This window comes from Stagnihabitans sp., assembly GCF_964946895.1.
Genome location: NZ_CBBQHX010000004.1, coordinates 34,643 through 48,774, shown reverse-complemented (window position 1 = coordinate 48,774; position 14,132 = coordinate 34,643). Strand labels below are relative to the sequence as shown.

Sequence of the window (14,132 nt, the reverse complement as noted above, 5' to 3'; positions counted from 1 at the left end):
GCTTGCGGGCGCGGGAACAGGATAACTCTGGCGCGCAAGATGCAGGAGACGGCGATGACTTTGAACGATTGGACACGGCGCGGGATGTTGGGCGGGCTGGCTTCAGCCCTTGCGGCGCCGGCCCTGGGCAAGACCCGCAAGGCCAAGGCGCCCGCCGTTTCGCACAAGGCTGCCGTTCCGCACAAGGCCGCCGCTGCGCCGGTTGCGCGCGATCCGCAGGATCTGGTGGCGGCGGCGAACCTGACCGGGGTGACCGGGTTCTGCGTGGCCGAGGTGGCGACGGGCAAGGTGCTGGAAAGCTTCAATGCGGATGTGCAGGTGCCGCCGGCCAGCGTGGCCAAGACCATCACCTCGCTTTACGCGCTGGACCATCTGGGGGCGGACGCGGTGTTCAACACACGGGTGCTGGCAACCGGTCCGGTCACGGGGGGACGGCTGGACGGCGACCTGATTCTGGCGGGCGGCGGCGATCCGACGCTGGACACCGACCGGCTGGGCGACATGGTGGCGGCGCTGGCGCGCGGCGGGTTGAAGCAGGTGAACGGGAACTTCCTGGTCTATGCGGGGGCCCTGCCCTCGTTCGACCGGATCACCGAGGAGCAGCCCATTCAGGTGGATTACGATCCGGGGTTGTCGGGCCTGTCGTTGAACTTCAACCGGGTCAATCTGGAATGGACCAAGGGCGGCGCCACCTTGCAGATGACCGCGCGGGGCGGGCGCTTTGTGCCGCCGGTTCAGGGCATCACGGCCGCGATTGCGGAGGCGGATCTGCCCCTGTTCACCTATTCCGATGCGATGGGCGAAAGCTGGACGGTGGCAAGGGCCTCGCTGGCGCGGGCGGGCAGCCGCTGGTTGCCGGTGCGCCATGTCGCGGCCTATGTGACGGAGGTGTTCGTCACCCTGTGCGGCGCGCAGGGCATCGTGCTGCCCAAGGCGCAGATGATCACCACGCTGCCGGCCAATGCAACACCGTTGCTGACCTGGCCCAGCGGGCATCTGGACGGCGTCCTGCGCGAGATGCTGAAGTTTTCCACCAACATCACGGCCGAGACCGTGGGGCTGTCGTCATCCGGCGCGCCGGCGCTGCGCGACTCGGCGGCGGCCATGCAGGCCTGGGCGCAGGACGCCCTGGGGCTGCAGGCGCAGTTCGTCGACCACTCGGGGCTGGGCGCTGCATCGCGGGTGACGCCGGGCGGCATGATGCGGGCGATCATGGCGGGAGAGAAGCAGCCCTCGGGCGCCGGTCTGCGCAGCATCCTGAAGGAGATCGGCGTGCGGCGCGAAGAGGGTCAGGCCGGCAAGGGCGGCGCCGTGCGGGTGTTTGCAAAAAGCGGGACGCTGAACTTCGTCTCGGGGCTTGTGGGGTTCATCGAGCCGCCCTCGGGGCGCGATCTGGCCTTCGCGATCTTCTCGGCCGATCCGGCGCGGCGCGAGGCGGTGCCAGTGGCCGAGCGCGAGAAGCCACCGGGGGAACGGGGCTGGGTCGGCCGGGCGCGCGGCATGCAGGGCGCGCTGCTGAGCCGCTGGGCCGGCATGGTGTGAGGCAGGGTGGGGTAAAACCCCACCCTACGGGCGCCTCAGGGCCGCAGGTGGCGCACGCGGGCGCCCCATTCGATGGCGGCGGCGTGCAGGCGGTCGATCTGCAGCTCTTCGCGGACCTCTTCGAGCATGCGCAGCTCCACCTCGTGCAGGGTACCGTCGGCGGAGGCCACGTCACAGGCCAGCGCATAGGCGGTTTCGTGCATCCGTTCGGGCAAGGCATCGCGGATCAGGCCGAACAGGGCGGCGAGGCCGTCTTCCTCTTCGAAGAGGTCGAACACCGTCTGGGCGATCACCCGGATGCGGTCGTTGTCATAGCCGGCAAACACCGGCAGGTGGTAGACGATGCGCTGGATGGCCACCAGTTCCGTCGTGCGCATCTGCTCGTCCGAGGCGGAGACGGCGATCATCACCGCAATCAGCGCATCGGGGGCGGACATCGAGGCGGGCAGGCTGTCTGGCATGGGTCTTCCTTTCGGGGTAAGCCCTGACAATATTGACGTCGGACCGGGGCGGCAATAGAGGACGGGGGTTCGGGGCGCACAGGCCCCCTGTTGGAGGATCCGCCCATGAGCGCCTTGCGTGACGCCGCGTTGAAGTCGAAAGCCTGGCCCTTCGAAGAGGCCCGGGCTTTGCTGAAACGCTACGAGCACAAGGCCCCCGAGAAGGGCTATGTCCTGTTCGAGACGGGTTATGGCCCGTCAGGCCTGCCGCATATCGGCACGTTTGGCGAGGTGGCCCGGACTACGATGATCCGCCGCGCCTTCGAGGTGATCTCGGACATTCCGACGCGGCTGATCTGCTTCTCGGATGACGTGGACGGGATGCGCAAGGTGCCCGAGAACGTGCCCCAGCAAGAGATGCTGCGTCAGCACATGCAGCAGCCCCTGACCACGGTGCCCGACCCTTACGGCGAGTTCGACAGCTTTGGCGCCCACAACAACGCCATGCTGCGCCGCTTCCTGGATACCTTCGGGTTCGAGTACGAATTCATCTCGGCGACCGAATTCTATAGATCCGGCCAGTTCGACGAGGTTCTGCTGCGCTGCGCCGAACGCTATGACGCGATCATGGCGATCATGCTGGCCAGCTTGCGCGAAGAACGCCAGCAGACCTATTCCTGCTTCCTGCCGATCCATCCTGTGACCAAGCGCGTGATGTATGTGCCGATGAAGGAGGTGAACGCCAAGGATGGCACGATCACCTTCGACGACGAGGATGGCCGCGAATGGACCCTGCCGGTCACCGGCGGCCATGTGAAGCTGCAGTGGAAGCCCGACTTCGGCGCCCGTTGGGCGGCGCTGGATGTGGATTTCGAGATGTATGGCAAGGACCACTCGACCAACACGCCGATCTATGACGGGATTTGCGAGGCCTTGGGCGGCAAGAAGCCCAACCACATGACCTATGAGCTGTTCCTGGATGAACAGGGCCAGAAGATCTCGAAATCCAAGGGCAACGGACTGACGATTGACGAGTGGCTGACCTATGCCTCGACCGAGAGCCTGTCGTATTTCATGTATCTCAAGCCCAAGACGGCCAAGCGGATGTGGTGGGATGTGATCCCGAAGGCGGTGGATGAATACCACCAGCAGCTGAAGGCCTATCCGACGCAGGATCTGGACCAGCAGCTGAACAACCCGGTGTTCCACATCCACGGCGGCAAGGTGCCCGCGTCGAAGATGGTGGTCAGCTTCGCCATGCTGTTGAACCTGGCCTCGGTGGCGGGGGCCAAGGATGCGGCCGGGCTGTGGGGGTTCATCCGGAAATACGCCCCCGATGCCAGCCCGGACACCCACCCCGATCTGGATGCGGCAGCAGGCTTCGCGCTGCGCTACTTCAACGACAAGATTGCACCCAACCGCACCTACCGCCTGCCCACCGAAAGGGAACGCGCCGCCATTCTGGACCTGCGCGCGCGGCTGGCCGCCTGGGAAGGTCACGCCGATGAGGAAACCCTGCAGAACGCCTGTTACGCGGTCGGCAAGGACCACGCATTCGACCCACTGCGCGACTGGTTCAAGGCATTGTACGAGGTGCTGATGGGCGCCAGTGAAGGCCCGCGCTTCGGGGGGTTCATCGCCCTCTACGGTGTGCCCGAAACCATTGGCCTGATCGACAAGGCGCTGGCGGGCGACCTGGCCGCCTGACCTTCTTTCCCCTCGCCTTCTCCAAATATCCTCAGGGGGGTCTGGGGGGCAGAATGCCCCCCAGCCGGGTCCGCCGAGCGCGCCCCGGCTGCAAAATAATTGCGACGAGGATGAAACTGTCGGGCCGGTTCTTGCGTATCATGGCGATACACCCCTCATCGGAGGCCGTCATGCTGCGCATCTTCATGGTTTGCATCCTCCTTGTGCTGTCTGCCGCACGCGCGCAAGCGCAGGACGCGCCCAATCAGGGCACGCCCATTCAAGACACGATCCGCGCCCAGATTGAGGCGTTTCAGGCGGATGATTTCGCCAAGGCGTTCACCTATGCCTCGCCCACCATTCACGACCTGTTCGGCACGCCGGAAAACTTCGGCAAGATGGTGCGCGAGGGCTATCCGATGGTCTGGCACCCTGCCCAGGTTGAAATGCAGGACCTGCGTTTCATCGGCGGGGCCTGGTGGCAGCGGGTTCGGGTCACCGATGGCAAGGGGCAGAGTTTTCTGATGGATTATCAGATGGTTGAAGGCCCTGATGGTTGGCTGATCAACGCGGTGCAAATGCAGCAGGCCCCTGACGTCGGCGCCTGAGCCTGCACAATCTGCGCGGATGTGTCTCAGATTTGCGACAGGTGGCTGTCAATCCTGTCGACAGGTTCCTCCCCATCGGGCAAGGATATGTCTGAACCTGACCCTTTGACGCAACGGAATGATTCCGCGTCAAGGGTGGGGCCATAGGCACAGGACGCCCAGGGAGGGGTTTCATGAAGCTTGCCGAGGAACGGCATATCAACGCAGATCCTGCGACGGTCTGGGCTGCGGTGTTGAATGCGGACGTGCTGCGGGCCTGCGTGCCGGGCTGCGAAAGCCTGACAGGAAACCCGACGGATGGCTTTGAGGCGGTCGTTGTCCAGAAGGTTGGCCCGGTCAAGGCGCGGTTCACCGGCACGGTGACGCTGTCGGACATCGTGGAGGGCACGTCGCTGCGCATCACGGGCGAGGGCAAGGGCGGCGTTGCGGGCTTTGCCAAGGGCGGCGCTTTTGTGACGATGGCGCCGCAGGACGGCGGCACCAGGCTGACCTATGACGTCGATGCCAGCGTTGGCGGCAAGATCGCGCAACTGGGCAGCCGCATCATTGACGGCTTTGCCAAGAACCTGGCGGAGGAGTTTTTCAACCGCTTCCAGACCGCCATCGAGGGCCCGGCCGAGGCCCCCGCAGAAGAAACCGCCCCGGCCGAAGGCTCGGCCGAGGGTGCGGAAGACGCACCGAAAAAGGGCTGGTTCCGCCGTCTGATCGGCTGAACCGTCGAGATGCTGGACTGAAAAAAGTTTCAGGGAGGAAACGATGACCAAAACGACGATGACCGTGAACGGCAAGACCGTCTCGGCCGAGACCGAGGGGCGCACGCTTCTGTCCGCCTTTCTGCGCGAGGGGCTTAGCCTGACCGGCACCCATATCGGCTGCGACACCTCGCAATGCGGCGCCTGTGTCGTGCATGTCGACGGGGTGGCGGTGAAAAGCTGCTCGGTCTTTGCGCAGGACGTGGCGGGATCCAAGGTGACCACGATCGAGGGCATGGCGAATGCCGATGGCAGTCTGGGCGTGATCCAGCAGGCGTTTCAGGATCACCACGGCCTGCAATGCGGCTTCTGCACGCCGGGCATGGTGATGTCTACGGCAGCCCTGCTGGCGGGCAATCCCAAGCCGTCGGAAGCCGAAGTGCGCCACGGGCTGGAGGGCAACATCTGCCGTTGCACCGGCTATCACAACATCGTCAAGGCCGTGATGGCTGCCTCCGGGCAGGACGTCGCAGCCGTCGCAGCCGAATAAGGGGGGACGGATATGGCGAAAGATCACGGGATTGGCGCTGAGGTCAAACGGACCGAGGACATCCGCTTCCTGACGGGCGCGGGGAATTACACGCATGACATAGACGTGCATGGACAGGCCTATGCGGTCTTTGTTCGCAGCACGATGGCGCATGCACGGATCAAGTCGGTGGGCGTGGCTGCGGCAGAAGGCATGCCGGGCGTGCTGGCCGTCTTCACCGGCGAGGATTTCAAGGACGTGGGCGGCAACCCCGCGGGCTGGTTCATCGGCTCGCGCGATGGCTCGCCGATGAAAGAGCCCAAGCGCCCGGTGCTGGCGCATGGCAAGGTGCGGCATGTGGGCGACGCTTACGCCGCCGTGATCGCGCAATCTTATATGGAAGCCAAGGATGCGGCGCAGGCCTTGGCGGATGCTTCGGACTTCGAAGAACTGCCGGCCATCATCGACATGGCGGCGGCTTTGGCGGACACCACCAACCGCGTGCATGACGAGATCGCCGACAACCAGTGCTTTGACTGGGGCTGGATCGAGGACAACCGCGCCAAGGTGGATGCGGCGATCAAGGCTGCTCCGCATGTCACCACGCTGGAACTGATCAACAACCGGTTGATCCCGAACGCGATGGAGCCTCGGGCGTCGATCGGCGAGTTCAATCCGGGCACGGGTGACTACAAGCTGACCACGACCAGCCAGAACCCGCACCTGACGCGGTTGCTGGTTGCCGCGTTTGTGCTGGGGATTCCGGAGAACAAGCTGCAGGTCGTGGCGCCCGATGTGGGCGGCGGTTTCGGCTCCAAGATCTATCACTACGGCGAAGAGGCCTTGGTTCTGGCAGCCGCCAAGAAGCTGAAGAAGCCGGTGAAATGGGTGGCGGAACGGTCCGAAAGCTTCCTGTCGGATGCGCATGGCCGCGACCATGTGACGAAGATCGAGCTGGCGACGGAACTTGACGGCACCTTCATTGCCTTCCGGACCGAGACACTGGCCAACGTGGGGGCGTATCTGTCGAACTTCTCGACCGTGACGCCGACCTTCCTGCACGGGACGCTGATGGCCGGCCCCTACAAGGTGCCCAATGTCTATGTGAACGTGAAGACGGTCTTCACCAATACCGCGCCGGTCGATGCGTACCGCGGCGCAGGACGCCCGGAAGCGACCTATTCGCTGGAGCGTGTCGTCGACCAGATGTGCCGGGAACTGGGTCTTGACCCGTTCGAGGTGCGCCGGAAGAACTTCATCACCACCGACATGTTCCCCTACACGACGCCGGTTGGGCTGGCCTATGACGTGGGCAATTACCACGCCACGCTGGACAAGGCGATTGAACTGGCCGACGTGGCCGGGTTTGAGAAGCGCCGGGCTGAAAGCGCCAAGAAGGGCAAGCTGCGCGGTCTGGGGCTTTCAACCTGGATCGAGGCTTGCGGGATTGCGCCGTCGAACCTGGTCGGGATTTTGGGGTCTCGGGTCGGTCTGTACGATGCGGCGACGGTGCGGGTGAACCCCACTGGCAACGTGTCGGTGATGGTGGGCGCCCACAGCCATGGTCAAAGCCATGAGACGGTGTTTGCGCAGATCATCTCGGAGATGTTCGGGATTCCGATGTCATCGGTGGATATCGTCCACGGGGATACCGCGAAGATCCCGTTCGGGATGGGGTCTTATGGGTCTCGTTCGCTGGCAGTTTGCGGGCAGGCGATGGCCAATGCGGCGGACAAGGTGATTGCGAAGGGCAAGAAGATTGCCGCGCATATGCTGGAAGCGACCGAGGCGGAGATTATCTTCACCGATGGCGTGTTTGCCGTGTCGGGGACCAACCGTTCGAAGACCTTTGGCGAGATCGCCTTCTCGGCCTACGTGCCGCACAACTATCCGCTGGCGACGCTGGAGCCGGGTCTGGAAGAAACCGCGTTCTACGACCCCGCCAACTTTACCTATCCGGCTGGGGCGTACCTTTGCGAGGTCGAGGTTGATGCAGACACCGGCAAGGTGGACGTGCTGGCCTTTACCTGTGCGGATGACTTCGGCAACGTGATGAACCCGATGGTCGTGCGCGGTCAGGTGCATGGCGGTGTCGTGCAAGGCATCGGTCAGGCCCTGCTGGAACACGGCGTCTATGATGAAAACGGCCAACTTCTGTCGGGCAGCTACATGGATTACACCATGCCGCGCGCCGACGATGCGCCCTTCATCACGGTCGACCATTCCTGCATCACGCCGTGCAGCCACAACAAGCTGGGCGTGAAGGGCTGCGGCGAGGCGGGGGCGATTGGCTCGCCTCCGGCGGTGGTCAACGCGGTGCTGGATGCTCTGAACCGGGCGGGCCGCAAGGTTGCCCATATTGACATGCCCCTGACGCCGTCGCGCGTTTGGGCGGCGATGAACGCCTGAGGGAGGATCAGATGCAAAACTTCGAGTTTGTGAAACCTGTCAGCGTCGCTGAAGCGGTCAAAGCCCTGTCGGCCGAGGGGGCGCAGGCCCTGTCGGGCGGGCAGACCCTGACACCTACGATGAAGCAACGGCTGGCGACGCCGGAGGTTCTGGTCAGCCTGACCGGGATTGCCGAGATGAAGGGCGTCAAGGTCAACGGATCGACGCTGTGGGTTGGGGCGGCGACGCCCCATGCCGTGGTGGCCCGCGAGGCGGCTGCGGTGTTTCCGGGCCTGGCCGCACTGGCCGGGGGCATCGGCGACCCGGCGGTGCGCAACCGGGGCACGATTGGCGGCTCGATCGCCAACAACGACCCGGCGGCGTGCTATCCCTCGGCCGTGCTGGCGTCTGGTGCCACCGTGATCACGTCCAAGCGGCGGATTGCGGCGGATGACTACTTCCAAGGCATGTTCGCCACCGCGCTGGAAGAGGGCGAGATCGTGACGGCGGTGGAATTCCCGATCCCGAAGCGGTCGGCCTATGCCAAGTTCAACCAACCGGCCAGCCGTTTCGCGCTGACCGGGGCCTTTGTCGCGCAGGCGGCGGATGGCTCGGTGCGGGTGGCGATCACCGGAGCGTCGAACAACGGCGTGTTCCGTTGGACCGAGGCCGAGGCGGCCTTGACGGCCAGTTTCTCGGCAGCGGCGCTGGCAGGGTTGAAGGTCGACGCGACCGACATGATCCACGACCTGCACGGCACGGCAGCGTACCGCGCCAATCTGGTCAAGGTGATGACCGGGCGGGCGGTTTCGGCCTGCTGACAGGGTTGAGATCAGGGCAGCGCCCGGGGGGAAACCCTCGGGCGTTTTGCTGTCCGGGGCCCGAATTTTCTACGAAAATTCCGCGGGCGGCCAGGGTTGCCCCCTTGGCAGGCCCCGGAGGGGTTTCACACCCCTCCGGACCTCTCCGTGGAGTATTTGGCAAGGAGCAAGCGGTCAGACGGGCCTGGAAAAGGTGATGGAGGTCGGCTGGGGGAACCCCGTGTGGGCGGTGCGGGCGATTTCGTGAAAGCCCAGGTGCTGGAAGAAGGCGTGATTCTCGGTCAGTTCGACGCGGGTTTCGAGGCGCAGTGCGGCAAGGCCCAGGCTGCGGGCGCGGTGCTCGGCATGGGTGATCAGGCGGCGGGCGAGACCCCTGCCCTGTTGGGCCGGGTCAACGGCGAGTTTGCCGAGGTAGAGGTGGTCCGGCTGCGGTGTCAGGATCATGCAGGCGGCGGGCGGGCCAGTCATAGGCGCCGCGGGCGCGGTGGGGGACGTCGGGGGCGATGTGGACCCAAGGCAGCGCCTCGGACACGAAGACCTGATCTTGCGGGGCGTATTGGGCCGGATCGTCAAGGGAGGCGGCGTAGAAATGGACCTCGCCGGGGAAGCGGGTGCTGCGGAAGGCCATCGGGCTGCCGCATTGCGGGCAGAAGTCGCGCTGCACACCGGGGCTGGAGGCATAGGCGGCGGGGGTTTGCCCGGTCCAGCGCCAGTGGCCGTTGGCCACACCGAAGAAGGCGGTGGAGGGCGAAGAGGTTGCCCGGCGGCAACTTTCGCAGTGACAAAGGCTTTGCCACAAGGGTCGGGCGTCGCAGGTGTAGCGCACCGCACCGCACAGGCAGCGTCCCGAGAAGGGGAGGGCGAACTGGGTCATGGGACGAGGATGGCGCGGCCGTGGCCCCTTGGTCAAGCGCAAGATATTGGGGATAAGCCCGCGCATGCCCGCCATAGGCGGGGCGGCTTGGTTGACTTGACCCGAGACTTGGCGAAAATGGCGGCTTAGGGGAAGCGAGGGACCCATGCGCCTGACGCGGCTGCGCCTCAACGGTTTCAAGAGCTTTGTCGATCCCACCGATCTGATGATCATGGAGGGGCTGACCGGTGTTGTCGGCCCCAATGGCTGCGGCAAGTCGAACCTGCTGGAGGCGCTGCGCTGGGTGATGGGGGAAAACCGCCCCTCGGCGATGCGCGGCGGCGGCATGGAGGACGTGATCTTCAACGGCTCTGGCGGGCGGGGCGCGCGGCATTTCGCGGAAGTCAGCCTGATCATCGACAATCAGGACCGGCTGGCGCCCGCAGGATTTAACGATGCCGATACCATTGAAGTGGTGCGGCGGATCACGCGGGAGGCGGGGTCGGCCTACAAGGCCAATGCCAAGGACGTGCGGGCGCGCGATGTGCAGATGCTGTTCGCCGATGCCTCGACGGGCTCGCATTCTCCGGCGTTGGTGCGGCAGGGGCAGATTACGGAACTGATCAATGCCAAGCCCAAGGCACGGCGGATGATTCTGGAAGAGGCGGCGGGGATTTCCGGCCTGTACCAGCGGCGGCACGAGGCGGAGTTGCGGCTGACAGCGGCGGAGCAGAACCTGTTGCGGGTCGATGATGTGCTGGAGGGGTTGGCCCAGCAACTGGCAACCTTGACACGGCAGGCGCGGCAGGCGGCGCGCTATCGCGAGATTGGCGTGGAATTGCGGCGGGCCGAAGGGATGCTGTTGTACCGGCGCTGGCGCGAGGCAGAGGTGGCGCGGGCCGAGGCGGAGTTTGGGTTGCGCCAGCGGCTGTCGGGGACGGCGCAGGCGGAATTGGCCGCGCGGGCGGCGGGCAAGGGACGTGAAGCGGCAGAGGCCGCCCTGCCCCCCCGGCGCGAGGAGGAGGCGGTGGCCTCGGCCATCCTGCAGCGCCTGACCTTGCAGCGCGATGCTTTGGGGGCCGAGGAAAGCCGCGCCTTGGCGGCGATCGAGACGTTGAAGGCGCGAATCCTGCAGATGGGCCGCGATGGCGAGCGCGAGCAGTCATTGAACCGCGACGCGTCTGAGATGATCGAGCGGCTGGACTGGGAGGTTGACCAGCTGCTGCGGGCCAGCGACGGGCAGGAGGAACGGCTGTCGGATGCCGCCGAACTGGCGCGGGCGGCCGCGGCGGAACTGGGCGGGCGCGAGGGTGATCTGACGCAGGCCACCGAAGACGCGGCGCGGCTGGCGGCGCGCCACCAATCGGCCGAGCGCCTGGTGGCGGACAATCGCAAGGCGGTGGAGCGGTCAGAGGCGGAAGCCGCGCGGGCGGCGGCCTCGGTCGAGGAGGCGCGGGCGGCGGTGGAGCGCGCCGTTGACGCCGCAGAGGCGGCGGCGGAGGCCCAGGAGGCGGCTTTGGCGATGGCCGAGGCGGCAGAAGAGGCTTTGGTCCGGGCCGAGGAGGCGCGCGCCGACACCCAGACCCGCGAGGCGGAAGCCCGGGCGGTGCGGTCCGGTGCCGAGGGAGAGGCCAACGCGCTGCGCGCCGAAGTGGCCGCCCTCGCGCGGCTGGTGCAGCGCGAGGCGCAAGCCGGCACGCAACTGCTGGATCAGCTGGAGGTTGAACCGGGGTTCGAAGCGGCCTTGGGCGCGGCCTTTGCGGATGATTTGCGCGCGGCGGAAGTGGAGGGTGCGGCGCGCTCGGGCTGGGTGCGGCTGGAGGTGTTTGATCCGGCCCAGCCCTTGCCAGAGGGCGCCGCCCCCTTGGCCAGCCATGTCGGTGCCCCTGCGGTGCTGGCGCGGCGCTTGTCGCAGGTTGGACTGGTGTCGGCGCAGGACGGGCCGCGGGTGCAGACGTTGCTGCGGCCGGGACAGCGCATTGTCAGCCTTGAGGGCGATCTGTGGCGGTGGGACGGGTTCCGCTCTGCCGCCGACGATGCGCCGAGTGCGGCGGCGGCGCGGCTGCGGCAGTTGAACCGGCTGGTTCAGCTCAAGCGCGATCTGGAGGAGGTGGCGGCCAAGGCGGAAGGTGCAGCGCAGGCGCATGACGCGTTGCACAGCCGTTTGGCCGACCTGTCCCGCGCCGATCAGCTGGCACGCGAGGCGCGGCGGGCAGCCGATGGGCGGGTCACCGAGGCGAACCGGGCAGCCTCGCGGTCTGACGGGGAGCGGTCGATCGCCGAGGGGCGGCTGGAAAGCGCGCAGGCGGCGGTGGCGCGGTATTCCGATGATGCAGCCTCGGCCCGGGACCGGCTGGAGGAGGCGGTGGCGGGGCTTGAGGATCTGGGCGATCTGGCGGCAGCGCGGGCCGTGGTGGAGGATATGCGCGTGGCCGTGGAAGGCGCGCGGATTGCCATGATGACCCGCCGCGCCGCCCATGATGAGGTGCGGCGCGAGGGCGAGGCGCGGCTGCGCCGCAAGCAAGAGGCGACCAAGGAATTGTCCGGCTGGCGGCACCGGCTGGAGACGGCGGGCAAGCGGATGGCCGAACTGACCGGCCGGCGGCAGGAGGCAGAGGACGAACTGTCCGAGGCCATGGCCGTGCCCGAGGAAATTGCCGAGCGGCGCGAGGACCTGATCGAAGCCATCGGGACCGCCGATCTGCGGCGCCGTACGGCGGCAGACGCCTTGGCGGAGGCCGAGGGCACCCTGCGCAAGGCGCAGGAGGCCGAGCGGGAGGCAGAACGAGCGGCGGGCGAGGCGCGGGAAGCGCGGGCACGGGCCGAAGCGCTGCAGGAGGCGGCGCGACAAGCCTCGGCCCTGGCGGCGGATCGAATTTCCGAGGAGCTGGGGACCACGCCGGATCACCTGCTGGACACGCTGGGGCTGGACCCGGACCGGATGCCGGACGCCGAGGCTTTGGAGACGGATGTGGGCCGCCTGAAACGCCAGCGCGAGGCTTTGGGCGCGGTGAACCTGCGTGCGGAGGAGGATGCGAAGACCGTGTCCGCCGAACATGACGCGCTGGTGGCCGAGAAGGTCGATCTGGAAGAGGCGATCAAGAAGTTGCGGGCGGGGATTGCCGGGCTGAACCGCGAGGGGCGCGAGCGTCTGCTGACCGCGTTCGAGCAGGTCAATGCCAACTTCGCCACCTTGTTCACGCATTTGTTCGGGGGCGGGGAGGCTCGGCTGGTGATGGTGGAAAGCGATGATCCGCTGGAAGCCGGGCTGGAGATCATGTGCCAACCGCCGGGCAAGCGGTTGTCAACGCTGTCTTTGCTGTCGGGTGGCGAGCAGACATTGACGGCGCTGGCGCTGATCTTCGGCGTCTTTCTGGCCAATCCGGCACCGATCTGCGTGCTGGACGAGGTGGATGCGCCGTTGGACGATGCCAACGTCACCCGATTCTGCGACCTGATGGACGAGATGCGGCGGCGGACCGAGACGCGGTTTCTGGTCATCACCCATCACGCGGTGACGATGAGCCGGATGGACCGGCTGTTCGGCGTGACCATGGCGGAACAGGGCGTCAGCCAATTGGTCAGCGTGGATCTGAAACGGGCCGAAGCGCTGGTGGCTTGAACAGCCCTGCCTTCTGGTTGGCTGGGCAGATTGCCCCTCCTACCTGGGCCCCAAGGCCAAGGTATGCTCTCGCAGCCAGGCCAGGAAGCCGCGCGGGTTGCCTTTCCACTTGTCCAGTTCAGAGGCCGGGATCGGCATGCCGACATAGGGGCGCTGTGGTTTGAAGAGGGAGCGCTTGATTTCATACAGCAGCAGGCCCTGCCGCAGCGTCGCCGCCAGTTTGTTGGCGATTTGATAGGCGCGTGAGTTCTGGCCGGTGAAATGGATCGGCACGACGGTAGCGCCGGATTTCGAGATCATCTTGTGGGTGAAGACGTTCCACTCCGCCTCGATCGCCGGGCCGAACCAGGTTTCGGACGCGGCAACACGGCCGGCGGGGAACAGGATCACGAGGCCATCATTGGCCAGATGCGCCATGGTCAGATCGCGCATCTGCAGACCCAGCTCCCGCGAATGCTCCTCATGCGGGAAGGGCACCGGGATCATGAACTCTTCGATTTCCGGAATCCCGGTCAGCAGGCTGCGGGTCAGGATGCGGAAATCGCCGCGCACCCGGCTGACCAGTTCGGCCATGATCATGCCATCGACCAGCCCGTGCGGATGGTTGGCCACAACGACGACCGGGCCCGTGGCGGGGATGCGGGCGATTTCCTCGGGTGGGGTGTCGATGCGGATGCCCATGTGGCGGATCGCCTTGGACCAGAAGGCCACGCCGACCGGCGCGCCCGACCGTTCGAAGCTGCGGATCATCGACAGAAGCTTGACCTTGGCGGTCGCCCATTCCAGCGCGCGGATGGTGTAGACCTTGAAGGGATTGGTGAAGGTGCCCGCATAGGACAACCGCCGCATGTCATATTTCTTGGCCACCGCAGGGCGCTGAGCAGCGGGAGAAGCCACGCGTTTGGTGTCTTGCAACTGGCTCACGAAGCGACTGCCTTCCTTTGCAAGGCG

The 14,132-nt window shown here is 66.1% G+C and carries 12 protein-coding genes; 8 read left to right on the top strand and 4 right to left on the bottom strand.

Annotated features, from left to right (window positions below; genetic code table 11):
• Nucleotides 1–54: 54 nt before the first annotated feature.
• On the top strand, nucleotides 55–1,542 hold the full coding sequence (gene dacB, locus AC1Y2B_RS03655) for a D-alanyl-D-alanine carboxypeptidase/D-alanyl-D-alanine endopeptidase (RefSeq protein WP_482251697.1): 1,488 nt from the start codon (nucleotides 55–57) through the stop codon (nucleotides 1,540–1,542).
• Nucleotides 1,543–1,577: 35 nt separating this feature from the next.
• On the opposite strand, the gene AC1Y2B_RS03650 is transcribed toward dacB, so the two are convergent.
• A complete protein-coding gene (locus AC1Y2B_RS03650) occupies nucleotides 1,578–2,003 on the bottom strand; it encodes a tellurite resistance TerB family protein (RefSeq protein WP_482251696.1) in 426 nt (141 codons plus the stop codon).
• A 105-nt stretch (nucleotides 2,004–2,108) separates the two neighbouring features.
• Here AC1Y2B_RS03650 and AC1Y2B_RS03645 point away from each other — a divergent pair, with 105 nt between their 5' ends.
• The 6 genes from AC1Y2B_RS03645 to AC1Y2B_RS03620 all read left to right on the top strand — a co-directional run bounded on the left by AC1Y2B_RS03645 (nucleotide 2,109) and on the right by AC1Y2B_RS03620 (nucleotide 8,706).
• Nucleotides 2,109–3,689 carry a lysine--tRNA ligase gene (locus tag AC1Y2B_RS03645; protein ID WP_482251695.1) on the top strand — a complete coding sequence of 527 codons (1,581 nt, stop codon included), beginning with the start codon at nucleotides 2,109–2,111 and terminating at the stop codon, nucleotides 3,687–3,689.
• A gap of 170 nt (nucleotides 3,690–3,859) precedes the next feature.
• A complete protein-coding gene (locus tag AC1Y2B_RS03640) occupies nucleotides 3,860–4,276 on the top strand; it encodes a DUF4864 domain-containing protein (RefSeq protein WP_482251694.1) in 417 nt (138 codons plus the stop codon).
• Nucleotides 4,277–4,449: 173 nt separating this feature from the next.
• Nucleotides 4,450–4,989: an SRPBCC family protein gene (locus AC1Y2B_RS03635; RefSeq protein WP_482251693.1), complete on the top strand. Its 540-nt coding sequence runs from the start codon at nucleotides 4,450–4,452 to the stop codon at nucleotides 4,987–4,989.
• Nucleotides 4,990–5,032: 43 nt separating this feature from the next.
• Nucleotides 5,033–5,518 carry a (2Fe-2S)-binding protein gene (locus tag AC1Y2B_RS03630; RefSeq protein ID WP_482251692.1) on the top strand — a complete coding sequence of 162 codons (486 nt, stop codon included), beginning with the start codon at nucleotides 5,033–5,035 and terminating at the stop codon, nucleotides 5,516–5,518.
• Between the two features lie 12 nt (nucleotides 5,519–5,530).
• Complete coding sequence (locus AC1Y2B_RS03625) at nucleotides 5,531–7,906, top strand: xanthine dehydrogenase family protein molybdopterin-binding subunit (protein ID WP_482251691.1); 2,376 nt, start codon at nucleotides 5,531–5,533, stop codon at nucleotides 7,904–7,906.
• A gap of 11 nt (nucleotides 7,907–7,917) precedes the next feature.
• Complete coding sequence (locus tag AC1Y2B_RS03620) at nucleotides 7,918–8,706, top strand: FAD binding domain-containing protein (RefSeq protein ID WP_482251690.1); 789 nt, start codon at nucleotides 7,918–7,920, stop codon at nucleotides 8,704–8,706.
• 174 nt (nucleotides 8,707–8,880) lie between these two features.
• Here the strand turns inward: AC1Y2B_RS03620 and AC1Y2B_RS03615 are convergent, their stop codons facing one another.
• Nucleotides 8,881–9,150, bottom strand: coding sequence for a GNAT family N-acetyltransferase (locus tag AC1Y2B_RS03615; protein WP_482251689.1), 270 nt, complete (start codon nucleotides 9,148–9,150; stop codon nucleotides 8,881–8,883).
• Nucleotides 9,098–9,580 carry a GFA family protein gene (locus AC1Y2B_RS03610; RefSeq protein ID WP_482251688.1) on the bottom strand — a complete coding sequence of 161 codons (483 nt, stop codon included), beginning with the start codon at nucleotides 9,578–9,580 and terminating at the stop codon, nucleotides 9,098–9,100. The genes AC1Y2B_RS03615 and AC1Y2B_RS03610 overlap by 53 nt, the downstream gene beginning before the upstream one ends.
• Nucleotides 9,581–9,725: 145 nt before the next feature.
• On the opposite strand from AC1Y2B_RS03610, the gene smc reads away from it, so the two are divergent.
• The gene (gene smc / locus AC1Y2B_RS03605) at nucleotides 9,726–13,181 is read left to right on the top strand and encodes a chromosome segregation protein SMC (protein WP_482251687.1); all 3,456 of its coding nucleotides are present in this window, start codon (nucleotides 9,726–9,728) and stop codon (nucleotides 13,179–13,181) included.
• 39 nt (nucleotides 13,182–13,220) lie between these two features.
• Here smc and AC1Y2B_RS03600 read toward each other — a convergent pair whose 3' ends face one another.
• Complete coding sequence (locus AC1Y2B_RS03600) at nucleotides 13,221–14,096, bottom strand: lysophospholipid acyltransferase family protein (RefSeq protein ID WP_482251848.1); 876 nt, start codon at nucleotides 14,094–14,096, stop codon at nucleotides 13,221–13,223.
• Nucleotides 14,097–14,132: the final 36 nt, after the last annotated feature.